At 65.4% G+C, this 25,733-nt stretch carries 23 protein-coding genes and 1 pseudogene; 13 read left to right on the forward strand and 11 right to left on the reverse strand.

Translation table 11 applies throughout. From position 1 onward, the window contains the following. Window positions 1-370 precede the first annotated feature (370 nt). From C0541_RS19565 to C0541_RS19590, 6 genes and pseudogenes are all read left to right on the forward strand, one after another. Complete coding sequence (locus tag C0541_RS19565; protein WP_115051032.1) at window positions 371-3,382, forward strand: TonB-dependent receptor; 3,012 nt, start codon at window positions 371-373, stop codon at window positions 3,380-3,382. A gap of 176 nt (window positions 3,383-3,558) precedes the next feature. Next, the gene (locus C0541_RS19570; protein WP_161960168.1) at window positions 3,559-4,260 is read left to right on the forward strand and encodes a SapC family protein; all 702 of its coding nucleotides are present in this window, start codon (window positions 3,559-3,561) and stop codon (window positions 4,258-4,260) included. Continuing rightward, window positions 4,250-5,263, forward strand: coding sequence for a cupin-like domain-containing protein (locus C0541_RS19575; RefSeq protein ID WP_115051033.1), 1,014 nt, complete (start codon window positions 4,250-4,252; stop codon window positions 5,261-5,263). The genes C0541_RS19570 and C0541_RS19575 overlap by 11 nt, the downstream gene beginning before the upstream one ends. 12 nt (window positions 5,264-5,275) lie before the next feature. After that, window positions 5,276-6,415 (forward strand): annotated as a pseudogene (locus C0541_RS19580) (tryptophan halogenase family protein); the annotation flags it as partial. Between the two features lie 178 nt (window positions 6,416-6,593). After that, window positions 6,594-7,427 (forward strand): tryptophan 7-halogenase, encoded by an 834-nt coding sequence (locus tag C0541_RS19585; protein ID WP_429001360.1) that lies wholly within the window; start codon window positions 6,594-6,596, stop codon window positions 7,425-7,427. A gap of 134 nt (window positions 7,428-7,561) precedes the next feature. After that, window positions 7,562-8,581, forward strand: coding sequence for an energy transducer TonB (locus C0541_RS19590; RefSeq protein ID WP_115051034.1), 1,020 nt, complete (start codon window positions 7,562-7,564; stop codon window positions 8,579-8,581). 528 nt (window positions 8,582-9,109) lie between these two features. On the opposite strand, the gene C0541_RS19595 is transcribed toward C0541_RS19590, so the two are convergent. The 5 genes from C0541_RS19595 to C0541_RS19615 are packed head-to-tail and all read right to left on the reverse strand — an operon-like array spanning window position 9,110 to window position 13,521. Further along, a complete protein-coding gene (locus C0541_RS19595) occupies window positions 9,110-10,303 on the reverse strand; it encodes an ABC transporter permease (protein WP_115051035.1) in 1,194 nt (397 codons plus the stop codon). Beyond that, a complete protein-coding gene (locus C0541_RS19600; protein WP_115051036.1) occupies window positions 10,300-11,046 on the reverse strand; it encodes an ATP-binding cassette domain-containing protein in 747 nt (248 codons plus the stop codon). Before C0541_RS19600 ends, C0541_RS19595 begins: the two co-directional genes overlap by 4 nt. A 31-nt stretch (window positions 11,047-11,077) precedes the next feature. Then, entirely contained in the window at window positions 11,078-12,676 is a 1,599-nt protein-coding gene (locus C0541_RS19605; RefSeq protein WP_115051186.1) for an alpha/beta hydrolase, read from the reverse strand. 60 nt (window positions 12,677-12,736) lie between these two features. After that, window positions 12,737-12,937, reverse strand: coding sequence for a helix-turn-helix transcriptional regulator (locus C0541_RS19610; RefSeq protein WP_115051037.1), 201 nt, complete (start codon window positions 12,935-12,937; stop codon window positions 12,737-12,739). Next, window positions 12,934-13,521 (reverse strand): hypothetical protein, encoded by a 588-nt coding sequence (locus tag C0541_RS19615; RefSeq protein ID WP_115051038.1) that lies wholly within the window; start codon window positions 13,519-13,521, stop codon window positions 12,934-12,936. Before C0541_RS19615 ends, C0541_RS19610 begins: the two co-directional genes overlap by 4 nt. Window positions 13,522-13,842: 321 nt before the next feature. Between C0541_RS19615 and C0541_RS19620 the strand changes: the two genes are divergently transcribed. Then, a complete protein-coding gene (locus C0541_RS19620) occupies window positions 13,843-15,408 on the forward strand; it encodes a GH39 family glycosyl hydrolase (protein WP_115051039.1) in 1,566 nt (521 codons plus the stop codon). A 139-nt stretch (window positions 15,409-15,547) separates the two neighbouring features. On the opposite strand, the gene C0541_RS19625 is transcribed toward C0541_RS19620, so the two are convergent. Next, window positions 15,548-15,820 carry a metal/formaldehyde-sensitive transcriptional repressor gene (locus C0541_RS19625; protein ID WP_115051187.1) on the reverse strand — a complete coding sequence of 91 codons (273 nt, stop codon included), beginning with the start codon at window positions 15,818-15,820 and terminating at the stop codon, window positions 15,548-15,550. A gap of 65 nt (window positions 15,821-15,885) precedes the next feature. Here C0541_RS19625 and dmeF point away from each other — a divergent pair, with 65 nt between their 5' ends. Continuing rightward, window positions 15,886-16,866, forward strand: coding sequence for a CDF family Co(II)/Ni(II) efflux transporter DmeF (gene dmeF, locus C0541_RS19630; protein ID WP_115051040.1), 981 nt, complete (start codon window positions 15,886-15,888; stop codon window positions 16,864-16,866). A 78-nt stretch (window positions 16,867-16,944) separates the two neighbouring features. Here the strand turns inward: dmeF and C0541_RS19635 are convergent, their stop codons facing one another. After that, window positions 16,945-17,772: a ferredoxin--NADP reductase gene (locus C0541_RS19635; protein WP_161960169.1), complete on the reverse strand. Its 828-nt coding sequence runs from the start codon at window positions 17,770-17,772 to the stop codon at window positions 16,945-16,947. Between the two features lie 35 nt (window positions 17,773-17,807). Here C0541_RS19635 and C0541_RS19640 point away from each other — a divergent pair, with 35 nt between their 5' ends. The 5 genes from C0541_RS19640 to C0541_RS19660 all read left to right on the forward strand — a co-directional run bounded on the left by C0541_RS19640 (window position 17,808) and on the right by C0541_RS19660 (window position 22,262). Then, window positions 17,808-18,836 (forward strand): ABC transporter ATP-binding protein, encoded by a 1,029-nt coding sequence (locus C0541_RS19640; protein ID WP_238601372.1) that lies wholly within the window; start codon window positions 17,808-17,810, stop codon window positions 18,834-18,836. Then, complete coding sequence (locus C0541_RS19645; RefSeq protein WP_016903649.1) at window positions 18,833-19,636, forward strand: ABC transporter permease; 804 nt, start codon at window positions 18,833-18,835, stop codon at window positions 19,634-19,636. The genes C0541_RS19640 and C0541_RS19645 overlap by 4 nt, the downstream gene beginning before the upstream one ends. 2 nt (window positions 19,637-19,638) lie before the next feature. Continuing rightward, on the forward strand, window positions 19,639-20,217 hold the full coding sequence (locus C0541_RS19650; RefSeq protein ID WP_115051189.1) for a hypothetical protein: 579 nt from the start codon (window positions 19,639-19,641) through the stop codon (window positions 20,215-20,217). 111 nt (window positions 20,218-20,328) lie between these two features. After that, entirely contained in the window at window positions 20,329-21,267 is a 939-nt protein-coding gene (panE, locus tag C0541_RS19655) for a 2-dehydropantoate 2-reductase (RefSeq protein ID WP_115051042.1), read from the forward strand. A 479-nt stretch (window positions 21,268-21,746) separates the two neighbouring features. Further along, window positions 21,747-22,262: a hypothetical protein gene (locus C0541_RS19660; protein WP_115051043.1), complete on the forward strand. Its 516-nt coding sequence runs from the start codon at window positions 21,747-21,749 to the stop codon at window positions 22,260-22,262. A 134-nt stretch (window positions 22,263-22,396) separates the two neighbouring features. Here the strand turns inward: C0541_RS19660 and C0541_RS19665 are convergent, their stop codons facing one another. The 4 genes from C0541_RS19665 to C0541_RS19680 form a co-directional block, all read right to left on the reverse strand. Further along, window positions 22,397-22,807 carry an acyl-CoA thioesterase gene (locus C0541_RS19665; protein ID WP_115051044.1) on the reverse strand — a complete coding sequence of 137 codons (411 nt, stop codon included), beginning with the start codon at window positions 22,805-22,807 and terminating at the stop codon, window positions 22,397-22,399. Window positions 22,808-23,156: 349 nt separating this feature from the next. Then, the gene (locus C0541_RS19670) at window positions 23,157-23,483 is read right to left on the reverse strand and encodes a thioredoxin family protein (protein WP_115051045.1); all 327 of its coding nucleotides are present in this window, start codon (window positions 23,481-23,483) and stop codon (window positions 23,157-23,159) included. Then, window positions 23,455-23,940, reverse strand: coding sequence for a flavodoxin (locus tag C0541_RS19675; protein WP_115051046.1), 486 nt, complete (start codon window positions 23,938-23,940; stop codon window positions 23,455-23,457). Before C0541_RS19675 ends, C0541_RS19670 begins: the two co-directional genes overlap by 29 nt. Window positions 23,941-24,530: 590 nt before the next feature. Further along, entirely contained in the window at window positions 24,531-25,574 is a 1,044-nt protein-coding gene (locus C0541_RS19680) for a ribonucleotide-diphosphate reductase subunit beta (protein ID WP_104537654.1), read from the reverse strand. Window positions 25,575-25,733: the final 159 nt, after the last annotated feature.

Here is a 25,733-nt window from a genome sequence, read left to right on the forward strand (position 1 = left end):
TCCAGGTCGTAAGGGGTGGTTCGGGGGACAACTGACACGCAAGCTGGGCCGTCTTCGATCACGCAACAGCGCCAGGCCGGGCTCCCGCATGCGGGTAGGCCGCATCCGTGCAGCAGGCTCGCATGAGCGGCATCTGCCATCCGCAGGGCCGGCAAGCTGCCGTGGAATACCAAGGGTACGGGCAAGCGATCGCCCTTGTCCGCCTGTGGCGGCACCCGTCGTGGAACGGTGTGTGGCGTCCTCGGCTCGCGGCCGATGCTGCAGTGCAAGTTGACTTGGTTAAGCCAGCGCTAACAAATGCGCGATTGCTGTTCGACCTTTTGCCTGTTCCGCTCGGGGCCGGCTTTCCTTGCTTGGGGATGGAATCATCGTGAGAGAGCTACGCACCCTGCCGCGCACGCGGCGCTTGACGTCTGCCTTGCTGTTCGCATTGTCGACGCCGCTTGCCGCGCAAACCGCGCCTGCACCGCAGTCGGCCTCGACCGTGCCCGGTTCCAGCCAGGCCGACCCTGCCACGCTCGATACCGTCCAGGTCAGCGGTATCCGCGGCAGCCTCACCTCGTCGATGAACGTCAAGCGCGATGCGCAGGGCATCGTCGACGGCATCGTGGCCGAGGACATCGGCAAGTTCCCCGACACCAACCTGGCCGAGTCGCTGCAGCGCATCAGCGGCGTGTCGATCGACCGCTCACTGGGCGAAGGCTCGCGCGTCACCGTGCGCGGCGTCGGCCCGGACTTCAACCTGGTGCTGTTGAACGGCCGGCAGATGCCGGGCGCCAGCATCGAAGAATCCAACGCCTCCAACTCGCGTGCGTTCGACTTCGCCAACCTGGCGTCGGAGTCGATCTCCGGCATCGAGGTGTTCAAGACCAGCCGCGCCAGCACGCCCACCGGCGGTATCGGTGCCACCATCAACATCAAGACGGCCCGGCCGCTGGACAACCCGGGCCTGCATGCCAACGTGGGCCTCAAGGGCGTGCACGATGCCTCCAACGAGAACCTGCCCGGCCGCCTGCAGGGCGATGCGCTGACGCCGGAAATCTCCGGCATCTTCAGCACCACCTCGGACGATGGCCGCTTTGGCGTGTCGTTGAGCGGCAGCTACCAGGAACGCGACTTCGGCTACAGCCAGGTCGGCGTGCCCAATGGCTGGCGTTCGTTCCGCGGCGATTCCACCGCCTACGGCACCATCCCTCAGCCGGGGACGGCGGGTTCGGAGAACATCGCCAACCGCCCCGGCCCGAACGATATCTACTCGGTGCCGCAGAACCTCAACTACCGCGTGGTCGGCGTCGAGCGCCAGCGCACCAACGGCCAGCTGGTGCTGCAGTACAAGCCGCTGGACAACGTCACCACCACGCTGGATTACACCTACTCGGAAAACAAGATCCAGCAGCAGCGCAACGAAATGTCGGTGTGGTTCAACTATGGGCCCTCCGCCAGCGCCTGGACCAACGGCCCGGTGGCCGGTCCGATCACCTATTCGGAAATCGTCAACCCGGCCACCAGCGATCTGGCCACCGCCGGTTCCAACGCGGCCACGCGCAACCAGAACAAGTCGCTGGGCTTCAACGTGGATTGGGCGGTGAACGACCAGTTCAAGCTCAACTTCGACATCCACCGCTCCACCGCCGAAGCCGGCGCGGACAGCCCGGACGGGTCGAGCAATTCGCTGGGTGTGTCCGGCTTTTACCGCGGCACCTCGGTGGTGGATTTCAGCAAGGATTTCCCGGTATTGCAGCAGCAGCTGGGCTTCGGCCTGACCGGGCTGGATCCGTCGCGCACGCTGGTCACCGGCTCGGCGTTCCGCAACAGCTACATGAAGTCGGAGATCGACCAGGCGCAGGTCAACGGCGACTTCACCTTCGAAAACTATTCGCAGCTGAAGTTCGGCATCGGCAGCACCGAGGTCAAGAACCGCTCGGCGTTCTCCAATGTGCAGCGCGATACCTGGAACGGCAACGGCACCGCAGCCGACTATCCGGACGACTTGTGGATCCCCAGTGCGTTTGCGCAGTACTTCGACGCGATCGACGGCAGCGGCAATCCGGCGCAGTTCAACCAGCTGTTCCTGTTCGACTTCGAACGTGCCCGCCAGGCGGCCGCGCAGGTGGCCGGCGACGATGCGCTGTACCGCACCTCGCCGGTGTTCACCACCGACCGCCGCGTGACTGAAAAATCCAAGAACGCCTATTTGCAGTGGAACAACAGCTGGGACGATCTGCGCGTGCCGATCAGCCTGGCCGCCGGTGTGCGCTACGAAGAAACCAAGGTGGACGCACAGGCGCTGGTGCCGGTGGCGGTGGGCATCGACTGGGTCGCCAACAACGAGTTGCCGATTCGTGTGGCCAATTCGGCGTTCGCCAGCGACAGCGGCAAGTACGAATACTGGCTACCCAGCCTGGACCTGAGTTTCAAGCTCACCGAAGACCTGGTGCTGCGCGGCAGCTACGGCGAAACCATCGGCCGGCCCGGCTGGGGCGATATCCAGGGCGGGCAGACGCTCAGCGAGATCGCGCGCGTGGAAGGCGGCACCGGCCGGGAAGGCAACCCAGGCCTGAAGCCACTGCTCTCGCACAACATCGACCTGTCGCTGGAGTGGTACTACAGCGATGCCAGCTACGCCTCGGTGGGCTTCTTCCGCAAGAACATCGACAACTACATCGGCGTGACCACGCGCAACGATACCTCGCTGGGCTTGAATACCCCGATTGGCGGCACGTACTGGAACGAAGCGCTGGCCAATGGATGCGCCTCGGCCGACCTGACCTGTATCCGCAACTACATCTTCCGCAACCGTAACGGTTCGCCGGGCGTAGTGCGCGCGGCCGATGCCAACGGCAACGCCACCGGCGTGATCAGCGGGCAGCCGGGCGATCCGGTGGCCAACTTCGCCATCACCGCGCCGGCCAACCAGCGCTCGGCCTCGCTGGACGGTTGGGAATTCAACCTGCAGCACATGTTCGGCGCCAGCGGCTTTGGCGTGTCGGCCAACTACACCATGGTCGACTCCGGGCTGACCTACGACAATGCGGTGATCGGCGAGCAGTTCGCGCTGGAAGGCCTGAGCGATTCGGCCAACGTGGTCGGCTTCTACGACCGCGACAAGTGGCAGGTGCGTGCGGCCTACAACTGGCGCGACGAGTTCCTGGCTGCGCGTTTCGACGGCGGCACCCAGCCCAACCCGGTCTATACCGAAGCCTATGGCCAGCTGGATCTGAGCATCGGGTACCAGTGGAACGAGAACCTGTCGCTGAGCCTGGAGGCGATCAACCTCACCGACGAGGTGCAGCGCCAGCACGGCAGGCAGAAGAACCAGATCGTCTACGCCACCCAGACCGGCCCGCGCTACATGCTGGGCCTGCGCTACAAGTTCTGGTGAGGCAGCGCGTTGATCATGCAGTGATGTACTTTTAAGCGCTCTCGGCAGCCAGTCTGCCGGAGCGTCTCGCACGGCTCTCTCGTGGCAAGTCCCGGATGCGACGCATCCGGGACTTGCCATGCCCAAGCAACTGTCCAAGCATGGGCCACGCGCCCCGCGTGATGTGTCGCCCCCCCATGACCAATGCCGTGTTGTTGAACAATCTCGATCACCGCGACCTGCGCGTGATCACCGCCCATGGCGCCGCCTATGGCGATGACGTGATGTCGGCGGCGACGTTTCCGCAGGAATTCCGCCAGCTGCAGGGCCAGTACCCGATCGTGTTCCACCGCAGCGACAGCGGGCGTTTTCAGCCGCTGGCCCTGCTGGGATTGCGCCTGGGCGAGAACCTGTTTCTGGATGGCGCGCGCTGGGATGCGCCGTATGTCCCGCTGGCAATCCAGCGCCAACCGTTCCTGATCGGCGAGCAACCGGACGGGCCGATGGTGCACGTGGATCTGGACAGCCCGCGCATCAGCACCCAGGCAGGCGAGCTGCTGTTCCGCGAACACGGCGGCACCACCGATTTCCTGTATCACATCAGCCAATTGCTGCGCACGCTGCACGACGGGCTGGCGGCGAGCGATGCCTTCGTCGAGCGCCTGCTGCGCTACGAGTTGCTGGAACCGTTCGTGTTCGAAGCCACGCTCGACAACGGCCTGGACTGCCGGCTGGCCGGCCTGCACACCGTGCACGAAGAACGCCTGCGCGCGCTCGGCAAGACCGCGCTGCTGGACCTGCACCGGCATGGCGATCTGGAACCGCTGTACATGGCGGTGGCCTCGATCGCGCAATTCCGCCACCTGCTCGACCGCCTGCAGCGCCGTCATGCTGGCTGAGCCGCGCGCCATCGAAGAGCGACACGGGCTGGACCCGCAGCAGCCGGACCCGGCCGTGCTGCGCTCCACCACGCCGCTGGTCTTGCGCGGGCTGGTGCGCGACTGGCCGCTGGCGCAGGCCGGCGCGCGCTCTGCGCAGGCGGCCGCTGCCTACCTGCGCGGCTTCGATCGCGGCGAAGCAGTGGTGGCGCAGGTCGGCCCGCCGGAGATCGATGGGCGATTGTTCTACAACGCGGACATGAGCGGTTTCAATTTCCGCCCCGAGCGGGTGCCGCTGGCGGTGGTGCTGGACACCCTGCTGCGCGACCTGCACGACCCGCAGCCACCGGCGATCTATGTCGGCTCCACCACGCTGGACACCTACCTGCCCGGCCTGCGCGCGCACAACCCGATCGCCCTGCCGCAGGCGCAGCCGCTGGCCAGCATCTGGATCGGCAACCGCACCCGCATCGCCGCCCACCAGGACCTGCCCGACAACCTGGCCTGCGTGGTCGCCGGGCGGCGCCGCTTCACGCTGTTTCCGCCGCAGCAACTGGCCAACCTGTACATCGGCCCGCTCGATCTCACCCCGGCCGGGCAGCCGGTCAGCCTGGTGGATATCGCCGCGCCGGACCTGCAGCGCTTTCCACGCTATGCGCAGGCGCTGGAACACGCGCTGGTGGCCGAGCTGGAACCGGGCGATGCGTTGTTCATTCCCAGCATGTGGTGGCATCACGTGCAAGCGCTGACGGCGTTCAACGTGCTGGTGAATTTCTGGTGGCGGCAGAGCCCGGCCTACATGGATTCGCCGATGAACGCGCTGATGCTGGCGCTGCTCACCGTGCGCGACCTGCCAGCGGAACAACGCGCGATCTGGCAGGACGTGTTCGACCATTACGTGTTCGATGCTGACGCGGACACCGCCGCACACATGCCCGAGTCTGCGCGCGGGGTGCTGGCGCCGATGGACGAGGCCCGTGCCCGCAGCCTGCGCGCGCGCTTGCTGCAACGCCTGAATCGCTGAGGATCCGACGCCATGACCGACACCGCCCCTTCCGACCCACGACAGCGCCCGGTGCGCCGCGTCGTCATCGCCGGTGGTGGCACCGGCGGCTGGATGGCCGCCGCCGCCTTGTCCAAGGTGCTGGGCCGGCACCTGCAGATCACCCTCGTGGAATCGGACGAGATCGGCACGGTGGGCGTGGGCGAAGCCACCATCCCCAGCCTGGTCACCTTCCATCGCCTGCTGGAGATCGACGAGGCCGCGTTCATGGCCGCCACCCAGGCCACCATCAAGCTCGGCATCGGCTTCGAGCACTGGCGCGATGTCGACCGGCACTACATCCATTCCTTCGGCCATACCGGCACCGATCACTGGAGCGCGGGGTTTCATCATTTCTGGTTGAAGGGCCGGCAGCGTGGCGTGGCACACGACTTCGGCGACTATTGCCTGGAGCTGCGCGCCGCGCAGGAAGGGCGCTTTGCGCATCTGCCCAACGGCGGCATGAATTACGCCTATCACCTGGACGCCGGCCTGTACGCGCGCTTCCTGCGCCGCTTCAGCGAAGGCTTCGGCGTGCGGCGCATCGAAGGGCGCATCGGCAGCGTGGAGACCGACGCGCACAGCGGCTATCTCACCGCGCTGACGCTGGACAACGGCACGCGGGTGGAGGGCGATCTGTTCCTGGATTGCACCGGCTTTGCCGGCCTGCTGATCGGCAAGACGCTGGGCGTGGGCACGGACGATTGGTCGCAGTGGCTGTTTGCCGACAGCGCGCTGGCGGTGCAGACCGAATCGGTCGGCGCGCCGGTGGCCTACACCCGCTCGCGCGCCGATCAGGCGGGCTGGATGTGGCGCATTACGCTGCAGCACCGGGTCGGCAACGGCATCGTGTATTCCAGCCGCTACATGTACCAGGACAGCGCCGCGCAGGTCCTGCAGCGCAATCTCAGCGGCCGCGCGCTGACCCCGCCGCGCGCACTGCGCTTCACGCCCAATCAGCGGCATAGGGTGTGGGAAAAGAACTGCGTGGCGCTGGGGCTGGCCAGCGGCTTTCTGGAGCCGCTGGAATAGACCAACATCCATCTGATCCAGCGCGGCATCATCCGCCTGATGCAGACCTTCCCGCAGGTCATCAGCTATGTCGATATCGCCGAATACAACCGCCAGGCCGCTGCGNTTTCCAGCTTCGCTCCATCGCGCGGCTTTTTTCTGTCGCGGCTGTGGTAGCGCTAACATTTTGCGCAGCTTGGGTCGGATCTTGCGCGCGCAGTCGCTCCGGGCGCCGACCGCGCGCGTGCACGCCCGACTATCTCTTATACACATCTAGATGTCTACCAGAGACAGGTGATGTATCGAGCGGCATGCAGACGTCCTTGCGTGCAAACAGCGGGTGACTATACCGCTGGCGGCGACATCGGCGCAGCGTCCGGGGTTGATGTGGCGCATTCCGCTGCAGCACCGGGTCGGCAACGGCATCGTGTATTCCAGCCGCTACATGGACCAGGACAGCGCCGCGCAGGTCCTGCAGCGCAATCTCAGCGGCCGCGCGCTGACCCCGCCGCGCGCACTGCGCTTCACGCCCAATCAGCGGCATCGGGTGTGGGAAAAGAACTGCGTGGCGCTGGGGCTGGCCAGCGGCTTTCTGGAGCCGCTGGAATCGACCAACATCCATCTGATCCAGCGCGGCATCATCCGCCTGATGCAGACCTTCCCGCAGGTCATCAGCGATGTCGATATCGCCGAATACAACCGCCAGGCCGCTGCGGAAATCACCCATATCCGCGATTTCGTGATCCTGCATTACCACGCCACCGACCGCCGCGACACGCCGTTCTGGCGCGACTGCGCGGCGATGGACATCCCCGACACGCTGCGCCACCGGGTGGAGTTGTTCCGCCAGAGCGGGCGCGTCTTCCACCAGGCCAACGAGCTGTTTGCCGAGAACTCCTGGGTGCAGGTGATGCTGGGCCAGGGCATCACGCCGACGCAGCATCACCCGGTGGCCGACCTGATGGGCGATGCCGAGCTCCGTCATTTTCTGGAGACCATCCGCACACGGGTCGATGCCGCCCTGGTGCGGCTGCCTGCGCATGCGGACTTCCTGCGGCGCTATTGCCCGGCACCGCTGCCCGAGCCGGCCACGCGGCTACCGGCCGATACGGCACCGGCCACCGCAGCGCGATGAATTTCGCGCCCGGCAGGTGCCCCCCTTGGCTTGAACCGCCCCGGCAATGCTAGATTGCCGCTTTGCCAGCCATTGCGGGAACAATGGCCGGCGCTCGCCGCAGCATCTTTTTGCAATCGGGGTAAGGGGGACGCATGTTGGATCTGACACAGGGCCGTATGGCACGCCGGATCGCGCCGGTCATTTTGTTGGTCGGCCTGGCCGCCTGCTCCAGGCAGGACGACAAGGCCGCCACCACCGCGCCTGCCACCGGCGCCACGCCTGCGGCACCGGCCGCCGCGCCAACGCCGGCCACGGCGGTGTCGCCGCAGGTGCAATCGATGGCTGCCGACCAGTTGCGCGCCTCGGCCACCAAGGCCTTGCAGGACAACCGCATGTACGCCCCGGCCGGCGACAACGCGGTGGAGTACTACCTGGCCCTGCGTGAGAAGCAGCCGCAGGACGCCACCGTCAACAGCGCGCTGACCGACCTGCTGCCGTACACGCTGATCGCCGCCGAACAGGGCATCAGCCGCGAAGAATTCCCCGAGGCGCAGCGCCTGATCGCGCTGATCGAAAAGGTCGACCCGAAGGCACCGGCACTGCCGCGCCTGAAGAGTGGCCTGGACACCGGCATGAAGACCGCCGCCAGCCGCTCCGAGCAGGATGCCGAGCAGGCCAGGAAGCTGGTCGAGGACAAGGCCAAGCAGGCCGCCGAGCAGAAGCGGCTGGCCGAGCAGCAGACCCGCGAGGCGGCCGCTGCGCAGCAGATCGCCGCGCAACAGGAAGCCTCCCGCCAGCAGAGCGCCGAGGCCGACCGCCAGGCCGCCGCACGCCGTCAGGCCGAGACCCCGGCGCCCGCGCCGACCCCGGCCGCCCCGCGCCCGGCACCGGCAACTGCCGCAGCTGCACCGGCCGCGCAGTCGCTGCGCCCGATCAGCACCCCGGCACCGCGTTACCCGCCGGAAGCGCTGCGCGCCGGCACCTCCGGCGAAGTGCTGGTGGAAATCACCGTCGGCACCGACGGCTCGATCACCGCCTCGCGCGTGCTGCGCGCCACCCCGCCGCGCGTGTTCGACCGCGAAGCGCTCAACGCGGTCAAGCGCTGGCGCTTCGAACCGGTGGCTGCACCGGTGACCACGCGGCGCACGCTGTCGTTCAATCCGGGGGGTTGAGCGGGTGGCTGGGCGATCAGGTAGTTCTGCATGCGGCTGAGTGAGTGAGTCCGTTGATTGCTTGATTGCTTGGTCGTTGATTCCTTGATTACTTGGTCGTTGATTGCTTGGTCGTTGATTGGTTGATTGGTTGATTGGTTGATTGGTTGATTGGTTGATTGGTTGATTGTTGGCTCATGGCTCATGGCTCATGGCTCATGGCTGCCGATGATCGATGCACTGCACTCCCGGCGAATGTTGGGCACCCAACAAAAAGCCCGCAGCGATGCGGGCTTTTTGTTGGCTGGTGATCCGTACCCTCATCCGCCCTTCGGGCACCTTCTCCCGGGGGGAGAAGGATTAAAGCCCCTCTCCCCTCGGGAGAGGGGTTGGGGTGAGGGTACGGCGACCAGGTGGACGTCACGCACTACGTAGACAACAAGGACGTTCAATCATTCAACATCAACATGCGTCACCGTGCATTCGTATTGGCAATCCGCCCCCGCATCCGCCGCTGCGCGCCGCCTTCTTCCGGTGGGACTAGTAACATCAGCCGGAAATCGCCAGCCGCTCCTGGTGATAACGTCGCACCGCCGCGTACCACAACACTGCGGCCACACCGAAGCCCGCCAACAGATACACCGCCCAGGTCTGCGCGTTGATCTGCTCGTGGCGAATCACCTTCAGCAGCATCTGGTTCTGCGCCAGGAACGGCACCGCGAAATGCCACAACTGCGTCTTCAACGGGTACGCCATCAGCGCATAGCCGGGCAGCATCGGCAGCAGCAACAGCCAGGTCATGTGCGCCTGCGCTTCCTTCATGCTCTTGGCGGCGGCGGCCAGATAGGTCAGCAGCGAGGTGCCGATGAACAGCATCGGCACCAGGATGAACAGCATCTGCAGCATCGGCACGACGCCGACATTGAGCTGGCGCCCCAGGTTCGACGTGGACAGCTGCGCGCTCACCTTGAACGCCAGCAAGGTCAGCAGCAACGACAGCATGCCGATCACGCAGGCGGCGGCGATCTTGCCGCTGACGATCGCGCTGCGCGGCGCCGGCGTGGCCAGCAGGGGTTCCAGCGACTGGCGTTCGCGCTCGCCGGCGGTGGCATCCAGGATCAGCGAGGCACCGCCCAGGAACGAGGTGATCACCAGCAGCACCGGGAGCAGCATCGCCATCATCTGGCCGCGTTTGGCTTCGGCGGTGGCCAGGTCCTGCGCGGCGATTTCCAGTGGCCTGCCCACCTGCGCATCGATGCCGCGCGCCAGCAGGCGCAGTGCACCGACCTGCTGGCTATAGCTGCCGAGCGCAGCCTGCAGCCGCAGGCTCGGTACGTCGGCCTCGCGCCGCGTGCTGTCCTTGATGATCTCCACCAGGGCCGGGCGCCCGGCGCGCCAGTCGTCGGCGTAGCTGGCGCTGATGCGCAATGCCACATCCACATCCTGGTTGCGGATTGCGGCGGTCAGATCGGCCGGCGCAGCGACCGCGTTGAGCCCCTGCGCGGCCAGGAAGCGCACCAGATTGGGCGCATTCTCGCGGCCGAGCGTGGGGATCTCTAGCGGCTTGTCGATCTGGGTACGCACGCGGCTTTCGCTCAGTGCGCCCATGCCCAGGATCAGGATCGGATACAGCAATGGCGACAGCAGCAAGGCCAGTGCCAGGGTGCGGCGATCGCGGCCGATGTCGCGCAGTTCCTTGCGCAGCACCGTCCACAGCGTGGACAACAACGATGTGGTGCTCATGCGTGCAGTCCCTCGTCCGAGCCGATCGCCTTGACGAAGGCGTCTTCCAGATTGTCTTCCCCGGTGGCGGCGCGCAGTTCGTCGGCGCTGCCGCAGGCCACCACCGTGCCCTTGGCAACGATGACGATGCGGTCGCACAGCGCCGCCACCTCCTGCATGATGTGGCTGGAGAAGATCACGCAGCGGCCCTCGGCCCGCAGTTGCTGCAGAAAGCCGCGCATCGCGCGCGTGGTCATCACGTCCAGCCCGTTGGTGGGCTCGTCGAGGATGACGTTGCGCGGGTCGTGCACCAGCGCGCGTGCAATCGCGGTCTTGGTGCGCTGGCCCTGGCTGAAGCCTTCGGTCTGGCGATCGAGAATGTCGTCCATGTCCAGCGCTGCCGACAGCAGGCGCGTGCGCTCGGCGATGCGCGTGCGCGACAGGCCGTGCAGCTCGCCGAAGTAGGCGATGTTCTCGCGCGCGGTCAGCCGCTTGTACACGCCGCGCGCATCCGGCAACACGCCCAGTGCGCGGCGCACGGTCACCGGGTCGCGGGTGGCATCCACGCCATCGACCGTGACGCTGCCCTGGTCGGGCGACATCAGCGTATAGAGCATGCGCAAGGTAGTGGTCTTGCCGGCGCCGTTGGGGCCGAGCAGGCCGGTGATCTGGCCATCGGCGGCACTGAAACTGACCCCATCGACGGCCTTCACCGGCCCGGTCTTGGTCTTGAACGCTTTGTGCAGGTTGTCGACGACGATCATGCGTGCGCCTCCGTGGCGTGGTCGGTACGGCTCATGGTTCCCATCCGTTGAACGAGGTAAACGCGGGCACGGTGTTGAGGCTGGCCACGCACTGCGCATCCAGTGCCTTGGCGTTGGCGGTCTGCAGGAACTGGCCCAGCAGCTTGGGCATGCAGCCGAGGCGAAAGACGCCATGGCCCTGCCCCGGCGCCACCAGGTGGCGGCCATTGGGCAGGCCCTGCAGTACACGTTCGGCATAGCGCGGCGGCGTCACCGGATCCAGCTCGCCCGACAGCAGCAACACCGGCAGGTTGGACTTGAACGGCGCGGCCTCGGCAGCCGGAGTCGGCTTGGTCGGCCAGGCCGTGCAGGGTGCGAAGAACATCTGCGCCACGTCCGCGCCCAGCAGGGTGTCGTCCTTGCCGGCTGGCGGCACGTAGCGGCCGGCGTCTTCGCTGCACAGCACCGACCACTGCATCGGGCGATTCATCTGGTCGGACATGTCCGATGCGCTCATCTGCGCCAAGGCCATCAGCGAGGCGTAACGGCCCGCCGCCGCCTCGTCCAGCACCAGCGGCAGCAAGGAAGCGGTTTCCGGCGCATACGAAAACCCGAATGCCAGGCCGACCACGGTATCGGCCGTCACCTGTTCGTGGTGCAGTTCACCGGTGCGCGGATCGCGGTAATCCACTGCAACCGGCGCCTGCCGCAGGCGCTCCACCACCTGCCGCAGCTGCGTGCGCGTGTCCACCGGAAAGCGCTTGGCGCAGGCGGCTTGCTTGCGACATTGGCTGGCCTGCAACGCGATCGCATCTTCGAACGTCCGCGCGAATTCGCCGCCGATCACCAGATCGTTCGGCGCCACGCCATCGATCACCAGCGTGCGCGTGTGCTGCGGGTAGCGCGCCGCATAATGCTGTGCGACACGGGTGCCGTAGGAGCCGCCGACCAGGTTCAGCGTCTGCACGCCCAGCGCCGCGCGCACCGCCTCCAGATCGCCGATGGCCTCGGTGGTGGTGAAATAGCGGGGATCGGCATCGTTGCGCAGTCCCTGTGCGCACTGGCGTGCGTAATCGGTCAGTTGCCCGGCGGTGGCGGCGCTGCTGTTTTCCAGCATGAGCGGCTTGCCGGCGGCATCGCGGCACTCCAGCGGATGCGAACCGCCGGTCCCGCGCTGGTCGACCAGGAAGATGTCGCGCTGCTTGCGGACTTCATGCAGCCCCATCTCCACGATCGCGGCGACCTGTGTGGCCGACTGGCCTGGCCCACCGGCGATGAAGAACACCGGGTCCGGCGTGCTGCCGGCGCCGGCATCGCTTTCCAGCCAGGCGATCTTCAGGTCGATGCTGCGCCCTGTCGGCGCGGCCGGGTTTTCCGGCACGCGCAGGCTGGCGCACTGCGCTTCGATATTGCCGGCCGCGCTGCCGGAACTCAGCGTGCACGGTGCAAAGTGCAATGCGCCGTAGCGATTGCCGGCGGCGGTGCCGGTCTGCGCCGTTGCAGCACGCGGCCGCACGCTGCCGGACGCGGCCGGGCCAGCCTTGGTCGCGCCAGCTGCGTTTTCAGCCGGCTGGTCCGTTCGCTGACATCCGCTCGCCAGCAGCGCGAGCAGCAGCGTCGCTGCCAGTGTGGATTGCTTCACCATGTTCACCATCTCTCCTGATATCCCCTATCCGCTGACGCCCTCTCCGGTCGGGTGTGACCGGCGCGGCTACTGCCCGTCTTGGTAAAGAAACACGTGCTCGATCGATTCCCCGAACAAGCGCGCGATGCGAAACGCCAATGGCAGGCTGGGATCGTACTTGCCGGTCTCCAGTGCATTGATGGTCTGCCGCGAGACACCCAGCTGCTCGGCCAGTTCGCCTTGCGACCAGCCACTGGCCTCGCGCAGTTCGCGCACGCGGCTATTCATTCAAAACGACGCGCATTGATGCCTTTGGTGACACCGTAGATGGCGCACAGCATCGGAAACACGAACAGCATTGCCGCGCTTGCCGGGATGTCGATCAGCCTGGCGGCCTGCAGGAATCCGCCGGCCATATAGGCACCACTGACCAGGCCGGCGGCAATGGCGATCGATTCCAGTTCGATGCGGCGTTGCATCTCGTCCGAATCGCGCACGTAGCGCGCCACCGCGCGGATCACCAGCATGACCAGCAGTGCCGGCAGCAAGGCGATCAGTACCCGTGCCCAGTTCGAGCCCACCTGTTCAAGCAGGTCGCGCCACAGCAGCATCACCACCACGTACGCCCCCATCGGGACGCCGAATTCGCGGTGATAGCGGCTTGCCAGCGCCGGCCGCGTGCTGTCGCGCAGGCTGCCACGCGACAGCCAGAGCAGCAGCGACAGCAACAGGCACGACAGGCCCATGCCCACGCACAACCCGGCAAGGTAAGCGCCCAGCGGCAGCAGCCGCCAATGCCCCAATGCCCCGGCCACCAGCAAGCCCGCACCCAGGCAGAGCGCCATCAGCGCGTTGCGATTGCAGCCGGTCATGCGCCGTGCCGCGCAGGCGTGGATGCACGCAGTGGCGGGCCGGCGCTCCCCTTTTCGACATCGCCATGCAGCAGCGGCCGCGCCAGTGTGCAATTCCATTGCCGATGTTGCTGACGCATCCCCGTCGCCTGTCAAGTCAACTTGACAGCCAAGATGCGCCTGGCGTGGTCGGCTGTCAAGCATCCTTTACACAACCGATCGCGTGCGATCTCCACCCAGCGCGACTGGACGATCGCGGGAAGCAGACACACGCACCTGCACTGCGCAGCATCGGACAGGAGCTGGGTTACGCTCTCGGATCGAACATTGACGGGAGCGGTGATGCGTCTGAATCTCTTGTTGGCAATTGCATTGGGCGGCTGCATGGCGAGCTCTGCCATGGCGCAGGCGCCAGCGCCGCGCACGATCCAGGTGGATCTGGGCAGCGCCGGCGGGCCGGTCGACCGCTTCTACGACCTGTCGATCGGCTCGGACTTTCCCGGCACCTTGATCCGCAGCGACAGCCAGGCGCATCTGGTGCCGGCGGTGCAGGAACTGGGATTTCGCTATATCCGCTTCCACGACGTGTTCCATGACGTGCTCGGCACCGTCAAGGAGGTGGACGGCAAACTGGTGTACGACTGGACCAAGCTGGACCAGCTCTACGACGCGCTGCTGGCCAAGCGCATCCGTCCCTTCGTCGAGCTGGGCTTTACGCCCGGCGCGATGAAGACCTCCGAGCAGACGCTGTTCTACTGGAAGGGCAACACCTCGCATCCGGACCCGGCCAAGTGGACCCAGCTGATCGACGCATACGTGCGCCACATCCGGGCGCGCTACGGCGCCGAGGAAGTGCGCCAGTGGTACTTCGAGGTGTGGAACGAACCCAACCTCAAGGATTTCTGGGAGAACGCCGACCAGCAGGCCTACTTCGAGCTGTATGCGAACACCGCACGCACGATCAAGGCAATCGATCCGCAGCTGCGCGTCGGCGGTCCGTCCACTGCCGGTGCGGACTGGGTGCCGGAACTGCTGGCCTATGTGGCCAAGAACAAACTGCCGATCGACTTCGTCACCACGCATACCTATGGCGTGGACGGCGGCTTTCTCGATGAAGACGGCAAGCAGGACGTCAAGCTGTCGGCTTCGCCGGATGCCATCGTCGGCGATGTGCGCCGGGTGCACGCACAGATCCAGGCCTCGCCGTTTCCGGATCTGCCGCTGTATTTCACCGAGTGGAGCAGCAGCTACACGCCGCGCGATTTCGTCCACGACAGCTATGTCAGCGCGCCCTACATCCTGACCAAGCTCAAGCAGGTGCAAGGCCTGGTGCAGGGCATGAGTTACTGGACCTACACCGATCTGTTCGAAGAACCCGGCCCGCCGCCCACGCCCTTCCACGGCGGCTTCGGGTTGATGAATCGCGAGGGCATCCGCAAGCCGGCGTGGTTTGCCTACAAGTACCTGCACGCGCTCAAGGGCCGCGACATCCCGCTGCGCGATGCGCATGCGTTTGCGGCGGTGGATGGCCAGCGCATCGCGGCAGTGGCCTGGGATTGGCAGCAGCCGGTGCAGGCAGTGAGCAATACTCCGTTCTATACCAGACAGGTGCCCAGCACCGACAGCGCAGCGCTGGTGTTCCGGCTGGCGCAGGTGCCGGCCGGCAACTACCGGCTGCAGGTGCGCAAGACCGGCTACCGGCGCAACGACCCGCTGTCGCTGTACATCGACATGGGCATGCCCAAGGACCTGGCACCGCGGCAGCTGGCGCAGCTGCAGCAGGCCACGCGCGATACGCCCGAACAGGACCGCCGCGTGCGCGTCGGCGCCGATGGCGTGGTGGAGATCCGCGTGCCGATGCGCAGCAACGACGTGGTGCTGATGACCTTGGAGCCTTCGGCGCGCTGAGTGCAGGGCAAGCCCTCGCGCCTGCACGCGGGCGGGGGCCGACGGCGCAAAGCGACCGCAGTGCACGCATGGCACGTGCCGGGTCCTGCCGCCGGCCGCATCCGCCTGGCGGTGGACGCGGCGCTTCCGATGGCCGCGCTTACTTCAGATACGTCCTGAGAATGGCGGCGATGTCGTCGACCGCCAGCTCGCGCTCGCTCAGCGCCTGCGGTGCGGCGACGTGATGCTTCAAGTGCTCGCTGAGCAACTCCACCATCAAGCCCTGCGCCGCGCCGCGGAACGCCGCCACCTGCGTCAATAACGCCGTGCAGTCCACGTCCTGCGCCAGGGCCTTCTCCAGCCCCTCCACTTGTCCACGGATCCTGCGCACGCGGGCGAGCAGCCTGGACTTGTCCTGATTCAGATGCGCCATTGCCATATACCCCCTGGGGGTACCTGAGATACCCTAGGGGGGTATCGTAGCCAGGGACCCGTCCGATGTCGATCACGCACGCCGCGCCGCACTGCGCGCAGTCGCACAGCTTCGCCAGCGCCAATCCGCTGGCCGAACGCAACACCGGCAAGGCGGTCATCCTGACCGTGGTGATGATGGTGGTGGAGATCGTCGGCGGCTGGATGCTCAACTCCATGGCCTTGCTCGCCGATGGCTGGCATATGAGCTCGCACGCGCTGGCGCTGGGCCTGGCGCTGTTCGCCTACCGCTTCGCGCGGCGCAATGCCGGCGACCTGCGCTTCAGCTTCGGCACCTGGAAGGTCGAAGTGCTCGGAGGCTACACCAGCGCAATGCTGCTGCTGGGCGTGGCCGGCCTGATGGCGTTGCAGTCGGTGGAACGGCTGTTTTCGCCCAGGCCCATCCAGTACCAGGAAGCCACCGTCATCGCCGTCATCGGCCTGCTGGTGAACCTGATCTGCGCCTGGTGGTTGCGCGACTCGCATGGCCATACGCATGGCCATCACCACGGGCACGATCACGCGCATGACGGCCATGGTCATGGGCATCACCACGATGGGCATGCCGATCTCAATCTGCGCGCCGCGTATCTGCACGTGGTGGCCGATGCCGCGACCTCGGTCCTGGCCATCGTCGCGCTGCTCGCCGGCATGTACTGGGGCGTGAGGTGGCTGGATCCGGTCATGGGCATGGTCGGTGCGGTGCTGATCACCGTGTGGGCGTGGGGACTGCTGCGCAGTACCGCCCGGGTGCTGCTGGATGCGGAGATGGATGCGCCGGTGGTGGCAGAAGTGAAGCAGGTCATCGCCGGGCTGCCGCAGGTCATCGCCATCGGCGACCTGCATGTCTGGCGCGTGGGCAGCGATCGCTACGCCTGCGTGGTCAGCCTGGTCACTGCGGCCGACATCGATGCGGACCTGGTGCGCGCCGCCCTGCAGATCCACGAAGAACTGGTGCACATCACCGTCGAGTTGCGTCGCCCGCCGGCGACGCTGGCTGCCCCCTAGCGGCCCGGCAGCGCCAGCTGTGGGCGGACCTTGCCAGCGCCGGGGCAACCAGGCATGCGCCGCCTTGCGTGGGTAGCCTCAGGTCTTTGCCGGTGCCGGGCTGACGTATTTCTCGCGGCGGATCTGCGCGTTCGGCAGGCCGGCCGCCTTCAGGGCGTCGATGCAGCTGTCCACCATGTCCGGGTTGCCGCACAGGTAGGCGATATCGCCCTGCGCATCGGGCGCGCACTCGGCCAGCTGCTGCTGCACATACCCCTGCCGTACATCGGCATGCGGCTGTTCCGGCAGCTCGCGCGAAAAGCACGGCATGTAGCGGAACTGCGGATGCGCATCGGCAAACGCGCGGAAGTCGTGGCCGTACAGCAGCTCGGCCGGCGTACGCGCACCCTGCAGCAGCAGCACCTGCACGCCGCGGGTGGCGATCGCCTCGGCCAGCAGCGGCAGCATCGAGCGGTACGGGGTGACCCCGGTGCCGGTGGCGATCAGCACATAGCGCCGGTTGTGGTCGCCCGCCGGCAGGCAGAAGCGGCCATACGGCCCGCTGGCCTGCAACTGGTCGCCGATCTGCAGGCCTTCGAACAGCGCGGTGGCCGAGCCGCCGGGCACGAAACTCACCGCGATATCCACCGCCTCGCCCGGTCCGAGCGCATGGTCGTGGATGGTCGCCAGCGAATAGCTGCGCTTGGTCGGCGTGCCGTCGGCGGCAGTGAAATGGATCTGGATGAACTGCCCGGGCTGGAAATCCAGCGGCTGCCCGTCGTCACGCAGGAACTGGCAGTGGGCCACGGTGGGCGCAATCATGCGCCGGTCGACGAGCTTGAGGGGGAATTGAACGGGCACGAACGTATTTGGGACAGTCTGTGATCGGGGCTTGCCCCCGCGGGCTTCTATAATAACGGCCTGCAACTCGCTGCGCCGTCACGCTGACGCGAAGGAACATCGTGAATTCCCCATCCCCGATCACCGCACCCGCCTTGCGTGTGTGCGATCTGCGCAAGACCTACGACAACGGCACCCAGGCGCTCAAGGGCGTGTCGCTGGACGTGGCGCCAGGCGATTTCTTCGCCCTGCTCGGCCCCAACGGCGCCGGCAAATCCACCCTGATCGGCATCATCAGCTCGCTGGTGAACCTGTCCGCCGGCCAGGTGGAAGTGTTCGGCACCGACCTGGTCGGCCAGCGCAGCGATGCGATGCGCCTGATCGGCCTGGTCCCGCAGGAGGTCAACTTCAACCTGTTCGAAAAACCCTTCGACATCCTGGTCAACTACGCCGGTTTCTACGGCATGCCGCGCGAGCAGGCTGCCGCGCTGGCCGAAGCCGAGCTGCGCCGCTCGCACCTGTGGGAAAAGGCCCAGGTGATGAGCCGCACGCTGTCCGGCGGCATGAAGCGCCGGCTGATGATCGCCCGGGCCATGATGACCCAGCCGCGCCTGCTGATCCTGGACGAGCCCACCGCCGGCGTGGACATCGAGATCCGCCGCGACATGTGGCGCGTGCTCAAGGAGATCAACGCCGCCGGCACCACCATCATCCTGACCACGCATTACCTGGAAGAAGCCGAGCACCTGTGCCGCAACCTGGCCATCATCAACCACGGCCAGATCGTCACCCAGGGGCCGATGCGCGAGCTGCTGGCCAAGCTCGACGTGGAAGGCTTCCTGTTCGATATCGACGGCGACCTGCCGGCCGAACTGCCGGTGATCGAAGGCACCACGCTCACCGCCATCGACGGCCACACGCTGGACCTGGACATGCCGCGCGCGATGGACCTCAACCGCGTGTTCGCCACGCTCGGCAGCGCCGGCATCCGGGTGCGCTCGATGCGCACCAAGAGCAATCGGCTGGAAGAGCTGTTCGTGCGCCTGACCGGCGATGCCCCGGCACCCACCAGCGCCGCTGCCACTGCAGCCACGCCTCCCACGCCCCACGGCACGCCGCCAGCGCAGCCGCGCAGCGGAGGCCAGCCATGAACGAGATCCGCACCGTGACCGAACCCACCAACGCGCGCCGCAACTGGATTGCGCTGGGCACCATCGTGCGCCGCGAAGTGCAGCGCATCCTGCGCATCTGGGGCCAGACCCTGGTGCCGCCGGCCATCACCATGACGTTGTACTTCCTGATCTTCGGCGGGCTGATCGGCTCGCGCGTGGGCGACATGGGCGGCTACTCGTACATGCAGTTCATCGTGCCGGGCCTGGTGATGATGAGCGTGATCCAGAACAGCTACGGCAACATCTCCTCCAGCTTCTTCGGCGCCAAGTTCGGCCGCCATGTGGAAGAGCTGCTGGTCAGCCCGATGCCCAACTGGGTGATCCTGTGGGGCTACGTCTCCGGCGCGGTGCTGCGCGGGGTGATGGTCGGCGCGCTGGTGCTGATCATCGCGATGTTCTTCACCCCGGTGCGCATCCCGCATCCGCTGGTCACGCTGACCACGGTGCTGCTGGGCGCGACCATCTTCTCGCTGGCCGGCTTCGTCAATGCGGTGTACGCCAAGAAGTTCGACGACGTGGCGATCGTGCCGACCTTCATCCTGACCCCGCTGACCTATCTGGGCGGCGTGTTCTATTCGGTGAAGCTGCTGCCGCCGTGGGCCGAAGCGGCCACCCACGCCAACCCGATCTTCTACATGGTCAACGCGTTCCGCTACGGCCTGCTCGGCAGCTCGGACGTGCCGATCTGGGTCGCCTACGCGCTGATGCTGGGCTTTGTCGCGGTGCTCAGCGCGCTGGCGCTGTGGCTGCTGCGCCGTGGCGTGGGTTTGCGGAGCTGATGATGGATAGAAAGCATGTGACGCAAAGCGTGGAAGGTTATTCGCATGCGCTTCTCGCGAATGCGGCGCTCTCTTTTCTTGAAAGAAGCAGAGATGCCGCAGAGGAACAACCTAACCATTTCGCACTGGGCGCCATGATGATGTGCTGCTTTACTTTGGAGGCCTACTTTAACCAGCTCGGTCATGCGCTACACGAACGCCGAATGGTTCCGCAGCTTGCGGCTATCGAGGATTTTGAGCGGACCGCGCCAGATCAGAAATTTCTAGCCTTAGTTGATGCGCTTGATATTTTAATGCAGGCCATTCCGCACGCTTGGGTAGATGAAGCATTCCGCTTCCGCAACAAGGTTGCCCATGCAAAGCCTTACTCGCGCGAAGATGAGAAAGCCACATGGAAGGGGTCGAGTCCACGCACTCCTAGCACCGATCCGCCGTGGGCTAAGCAAGCAAGACCGCAAGAAGCAAGCCGGTTCGTGGGAAACATGGAAGAAGTTATTAATCAGATGAATAAGGCCAGCTTAAAAAAGCTAGGTACTGACTTTCCAATACATATTGTTGGTAGAGGTAGTCAGATCTACTGACCAAAAGTCCCCGGCGACTGCGCCAGAACCTGATGCGGACCGAGAATCCTCGCTCCGGCTGAAGGAATAGCTGCCGTCTGCGCGTTCGAATGAAGTTGAAAGGAATTTTTCATGCGTATCTTGATCCTCGGCGCCGGCGGTACCGGCGGCTATTTCGGCGGACGCCTGGCGCAGGCCGGGGTCGATGTGACCTTTCTGGTGCGCGATGCGCGCGCGGCACAGCTGCAGGCCGATGGCCTGCGCATCCGCAGTCCACTGGGCGATGCGGAGCTGCCGGTGGCAACCGTCACCGCGCAGGATCTGCCGGCGCTGGTGGCGCAGCGGCCGTTCGATCTGGTGATCCTCAGCTGCAAGGCCTACGACCTGGACAGCGCGATCGAGGCGATTGCCCCGGCGGTGGGCGAGCACACCACGGTGCTGCCGATCCTCAACGGCCTGCGGCACTACGCGGCGCTGGACGAGCGTTTCGGTGCGGCACGCGTGCTGGGCGGGCTGTGCTTCATCAGCGCCACCAAGGGCGCGCACGGCGAGATCCTGCACCTGGGCAAGCCGGCGGCGGTGACCTTCGGCGAGCGCGATGGCAGCGCGGAGTCGACGCGCGTGCAGGCATTTGCGGCAGCCTGCACGCAGGCCGGCATCGATCATGTGGCCAGCGCGCAGATCGCGCAGGAGCAGTGGATCAAGTACAGCTTCCTCACCGCGCTGGCGGCAGCCACCTGCCTGATGCGTGCGCCGGTCGGCGCAATCGTCGCCACCGACGACGGCCGCGCCTTGATCAACGGCGTGTACAACGAATGCCTGTGGGCCGCCGATGCGGCCGGCCAGCCGATTCCGGAAAGCGCGCGCGCCAAGGCGCTGCAGACGCTGTTGCAGGTGGATTCGCCATTGAAGGCCTCGATGCTGCGCGACCTGGAAGCAGGCCAGGACGTGGAAGCAGCGCAGATCGTCGGCGACATGCTCAGGCGCGTGCGCGAAACCGGACGCAACGCGCCACTGCTGATGGCCGCCAATGTGCATCTGCAGGCGTATCAGGTGTTGCGGCATAGCTGATGGGCATGGCGGGCGGGCGCGTGGCCCCCATCCGCCCTTCGGGCACCTTCCCCCGCAGGCGGGAGAAGGCAGGGGCAGCCACCGCTGCATGACTGGACGAGTGGCCTGCGTCCCTCCGCCGCCTAGCCGCGGCAGATCCTTCTCCCGCTGGCGGGAGAAGGTGGCGCAAAGCGCCGGATGAGGACGCGTCCACCCGGCGCAACCGTCGCACCACCACAGCAACCTCCNCCCTTCTCCCGCTGGCGGGAGAAGGTGGCGCAAAGCGCCGGATGAGGGCGCGTCCACCCGGCGCAGCCTTCGCACCACCACAGCAACCTCCGCGCCCCCACCGCTTACTCTCGCAGCCCCCTTCCCTTCTCCCGCTGGCGGGAGAAGGTGGCGCGAAGCGCCGGATGAGGGCGCGTCCACCCGGCGCAGCCTTCGCACCACCACCACGCCATGCACACGATGCTCTGCATCCCTCCATCGCCGTCGTCATCATGAAGCTGCTCAGCCACCTGTTCCGTGCCGGTCATTTCGTGATCCTGGCGTTTTTCGTGCTGTGCGCGGCGGGTCTGGTGGCGATGGCCGGGCTGGAGCTGTGGCATGGCTTCACCCCCGGCGGCGACATGATGGTGCGCGACCGCTTCAACGTGGTGCTGGAAGCGATCGGCCTGCTCACGGTGGCCTTGGTGACGCTGGAGCTGGGCCAGACCATCTTCGAGGAAGAGATCCTGCGCGACGTCAAGGTCAGCGGACCGACGCGCGTGCGCCGCTACCTGTCGCGGTTCTTGGTGGTGATCGTGATTGCGCTGGCGATCGAGACGCTGGTGTCGGTCTTCGAGCTGATGCACGACGACCCGGCCAAGCTGCCATATGCGGCAGCAGTGGGCCTGTGCGCGGCGCTGTTGCTGATCGCCTGGGGCGTGTTCGTCAAACTCAATCGCAGCGCCGAAGAGCTGGAGCCCGAGGCGATGGCTGAAGCCAAGCGCGAGGACCGCGAGGTCGAGGAATAGGCCAGCGCAGGCGGCTGCCGGTTACGCAGCCGCATCTTGCGGGGTGCGCATGTGCACCCGGTGCGCCCTGCCATGCGCGCAGGACAGGTGCCTGGCCGGCTGCATCGGCGACGAGAACAGCGCTGGTTGCAGCTTCAGCCCTTGTCCGTCATCGGGAGTGCAGGCACCGAGGTCGGCTTGCCGTCGTCGCCGAGTGCGATCATCACGAAGTGGCCGCGGGTGCACAGCGCGCGCGCGCCGCTGAGCAGGTCCTCGGCGATCAGCTCCACTTCCACCTTGATCGAACTGCGCCCCACCGACACTACCCGCGCGATGGTCTCGACCATCTGGCCCTGGCGGATCGGCAGCTTGAAATCCACCTGGTCCGAGCGCGCGGTCACCACCGCACGCCGCGCATAGCGCGATGCGGCCAGGAATGCGGCCTTGTCCATCCACGCCAGCGCCTGCCCGCCGAACAGCGTGCCCATGTGGTTGGTGTGGTTGGGGAACACGATCTCGGCCATGCGCGCTTCGATCGGTGGCTGGGTCTGCGAGCTGTCTGACATGAGGGTTTCCAGTGGAGAGGCGCTGCGTGCCAGGGCGATTGCAGCAGCCTGGCACCGACAGGATAGGCGGTCAGCCGCAGCGGCGTACGCCCGAACGCAGCGCAGCCGCCGTTGCCAACCATCGTACCGAGGCGGACACCGCGCTTGCGCATTGCCGCTTTGGGAGGGTCGGCTGATGGCCAATCGCCTGCGTGGCTATCGCATGCATTGCCGCGTGCCCGATAGGTTCGTCACGACGGCGGTCGCGGCCCGGGCCGCTCCTACAAGAGCACCGCGATCGCTTGGCAGCGCGCAGCGATTATCCTTGATGCATGACGTGGCAACCCGCAGGCGCCCGTGCCACCGTAGCTCAGAGACTGTGCTTGACTGCGGTTTCCACCTGCGCCGGCGACTGGAAGCCGGGCAGTCGTGCCACCTCGCTGCCGTCGCGGTATAGCGACAGAGTTGGGGTCTGGCGCAAGCCGAGATCTCGAAAGAAGTCATGACCTACCACTTCCAGCTTGACCTTCAGCAAGGCCACGCCACTGGCGGCATCGCTTTTAGAGAATCTGTCCAGCGACATGTCGAGCATGCGGCAGCCAGGGCAGTCGTCCTTATAGAAATCCACGAGCGCACGCGGGTGGGCTGCCAAAGTGGCTGCGTAGTGTTCAGGCGAGGTGACTGTAATGGTTTGCATCTTGGGGACTATGTTGGCAGTGGGCCAGGACTTGATCAGTCCAGGTAGCGATGATGTTTGCGTCACTTACACCGTGAGGCATCTGCTCGATTGTCAGAACGGGAAAGGGACTGGCGAAGAACTGTGCAATGCGGTGGACCGCGCCGCAATAGTACTCCTCGCCCCACTGTGTTTCGCCAGTACCAAAAACCGCGACGTGTGAGGGCTTTCCCACCAGATTTACCATATCGATGATGAAACGCTTCATTTCCGACGGCGTGCGCCCCCCGTTGTCCGTCCAAGTGCCCAGCATGAACAGGTCATATCGACTTGGTGGAGCTGGGGCATCAGCAAGCGTCTGCATGTCGGTCTCGATCCAATCTAGTGCCAATCCATGCTCTGCGCAGCGAGCGGAGACTAGCCTTGCTACGTCGCGGGTGTTGCCACTAAGCGATGCTACGGCAAGAAGGATCTTCATGACTTGATTTATTCACTATGGCATTACCGGCGCTCAAATGAGGCGCTATAACGGCCTTCATTGACAGCTGTAGCGATCATTTCCAATTCCAAAGCAACACAGCAACTCAGATTGGGGCGTCGGTACACCGACGCCCCTCCCATTTACCAGTTAACAACTACCAATCAATGATTGGGTAGCGAACGAAAGTGCTGACATACGTTCTCCAGGCGTCCATTACGGAACCTAGTGTACGAATGCACAAACACACTCTTGGCATGAGCTGTCATGCTGACCTCTTGATCGAACTAAGAGGCGCAACGAACCGGTAGAAATGGAACTACCCATCCTGTCGAAGAGTGACCGAAGGCACTAGGCCTAGCGTCCAACTCTCTGTAGGATGCGTGTTGTCAGCGAGTGCAAATTGTTGACGATGCTCCAAATCTGGTGTAGTGCGAACCGCCTCTTTGGCATCCGCCTATCCCGGGCCTCGGGTGGAAGAATGTGCGTTGGCGCGCACAGTCCACTACCCGGCAGATTTAATCATCTAAGTTGTAAAAGAGCGATCTGGAACCCGCCCACAGTGGCGGGGTCTTTTTTTGCACCTTCTGCTAGAGATCGTCGAAGCCGTTATCCGAGTTGGTCTTCTTGTACGAGGCATTACGCATTTCGAAGAAGTCGGTCTTGGTTTCGGTGAAGTTGTCGGCGTAGGCCTTGATCCACGGCATCACGTTGTCGTTGGCGCCTTCGTACAGCTTCTCGATGCCGAGCATGCCGGCCATCTTGTTGGCGCGGTACTTCACGTAGCGGATCATCTCGTCCACGTCGATGCCGTCGATGCCGTCCAGCACTTCGGCGGTCCACTGGGTTTCCAGGTCGATCGCGTGCTCGAAGGCCTTGTGCACGTAATCGGTGAGCTGGTCGCCCTGCAGCGCCTGGTTCTCGCCGATGATGGCGCGAATCAGCTCGCTGATGAACTTGGAGTGGGCCAGCTCGTCGCGGTTGATGAAGCTGATGATCTTGCCGGTGCCGGTCATGCGGTTCTGGCGGACCAGATTGTAGAAATACGCAAAGCCGGAATAGAAGTTGATGCCTTCCAGGATCGAGGACTGGATCAGCGCGCGGATCAGCGTTTCGGCCGTCTTGTCGCGCATGAAATCTTCGTAGGCGCCCATGATCGGCGCATTGCGCTTGATGATGGTCGGATGCGTGCGCGCGATCTCGAACACGCGGTTCTGGTCGGCCAGGCCGGTGATCGAGGCCAGCACGTAGCTGTAGCTCTCGTTATGGATCACTTCCTGCTGGCCGATGATGGCGGCATTGGCATGCGCGGCCGGGTCGGTGATGTATTCGGCAACGTTGTAGATGAAGCGCGTCTGCGGCGAATCCAGCGTGGCCAGCAGGCCGATGATCGAGTCGTAGGCATTCTTCTCGCGCGCCGACAGCTCGTTGTACTGGCGCGCGTCGCCCTTCATGTCCACCTCGTCGGGGATCCAGAAGTTGGTCGACAGCTCCTTGTAGGCCCGATAGAAGGACGGGTACGGGATGTCGTTCCAGTTGAGGATGCCGGACGTCTGGCCATTGATGATGGCGGTGGAGCGGTTCGGGTGACGCGGCTCCAGGATCTTGATGCGCTCAAGCGGTGTTGCGGACATGGATTTCTACTCGTGTTTCAGGCGTCGTACGCGTGCAGCAGGGACGACGGCAGCAATCGTTCTGGAGGAAAGCCCCCTGAGTCAGGGGGCGCGCCGAAGGCGCGGGGTGTGGGAGCTGGTGAAGCAGGGTCCACGGTTCGCAACGCGAACCGTGGAAGC

Origin of the sequence: Xanthomonas arboricola, assembly GCF_003353015.1 — a bacterium.
GTDB lineage: Bacteria > Pseudomonadota > Gammaproteobacteria > Xanthomonadales > Xanthomonadaceae > Xanthomonas > Xanthomonas arboricola_E.

What these genes read in the sequence shown, in the direction of transcription:
- dmeF (WP_115051040.1), top strand. Translation starts at nt 15,886, where the DNA reads ATGTCGATCACGCACGCCGCGCCGCACTGCGCGCAGTCGCACAGCTTC.
- C0541_RS19650 (WP_115051189.1), top strand. Translation starts at nt 19,639, where the DNA reads ATGGATAGAAAGCATGTGACGCAAAGCGTGGAAGGTTATTCGCATGCG.
- C0541_RS19645 (WP_016903649.1), top strand. Translation starts at nt 18,833, where the DNA reads ATGAACGAGATCCGCACCGTGACCGAACCCACCAACGCGCGCCGCAAC.
- C0541_RS19590 (WP_115051034.1), top strand. Translation starts at nt 7,562, where the DNA reads ATGTTGGATCTGACACAGGGCCGTATGGCACGCCGGATCGCGCCGGTC.
- panE (WP_115051042.1), top strand. Translation starts at nt 20,329, where the DNA reads ATGCGTATCTTGATCCTCGGCGCCGGCGGTACCGGCGGCTATTTCGGC.
- C0541_RS19665 (WP_115051044.1), bottom strand. Translation starts at nt 22,807, where the DNA reads ATGTCAGACAGCTCGCAGACCCAGCCACCGATCGAAGCGCGCATGGCC.
- C0541_RS19675 (WP_115051046.1), bottom strand. Translation starts at nt 23,940, where the DNA reads ATGAAGATCCTTCTTGCCGTAGCATCGCTTAGTGGCAACACCCGCGAC.
- C0541_RS19625 (WP_115051187.1), bottom strand. Translation starts at nt 15,820, where the DNA reads ATGGCGCATCTGAATCAGGACAAGTCCAGGCTGCTCGCCCGCGTGCGC.
- C0541_RS19615 (WP_115051038.1), bottom strand. Translation starts at nt 13,521, where the DNA reads ATGACCGGCTGCAATCGCAACGCGCTGATGGCGCTCTGCCTGGGTGCG.
- C0541_RS19575 (WP_115051033.1), top strand. Translation starts at nt 4,250, where the DNA reads ATGCTGGCTGAGCCGCGCGCCATCGAAGAGCGACACGGGCTGGACCCG.
- C0541_RS19570 (WP_161960168.1), top strand. Translation starts at nt 3,559, where the DNA reads ATGACCAATGCCGTGTTGTTGAACAATCTCGATCACCGCGACCTGCGC.
- C0541_RS19595 (WP_115051035.1), bottom strand. Translation starts at nt 10,303, where the DNA reads ATGAGCACCACATCGTTGTTGTCCACGCTGTGGACGGTGCTGCGCAAG.
- C0541_RS19620 (WP_115051039.1), top strand. Translation starts at nt 13,843, where the DNA reads ATGCGTCTGAATCTCTTGTTGGCAATTGCATTGGGCGGCTGCATGGCG.
- C0541_RS19600 (WP_115051036.1), bottom strand. Translation starts at nt 11,046, where the DNA reads ATGATCGTCGTCGACAACCTGCACAAAGCGTTCAAGACCAAGACCGGG.
- C0541_RS19660 (WP_115051043.1), top strand. Translation starts at nt 21,747, where the DNA reads ATGAAGCTGCTCAGCCACCTGTTCCGTGCCGGTCATTTCGTGATCCTG.
- C0541_RS19680 (WP_104537654.1), bottom strand. Translation starts at nt 25,574, where the DNA reads ATGTCCGCAACACCGCTTGAGCGCATCAAGATCCTGGAGCCGCGTCAC.
- C0541_RS19610 (WP_115051037.1), bottom strand. Translation starts at nt 12,937, where the DNA reads ATGAATAGCCGCGTGCGCGAACTGCGCGAGGCCAGTGGCTGGTCGCAA.
- C0541_RS19670 (WP_115051045.1), bottom strand. Translation starts at nt 23,483, where the DNA reads ATGCAAACCATTACAGTCACCTCGCCTGAACACTACGCAGCCACTTTG.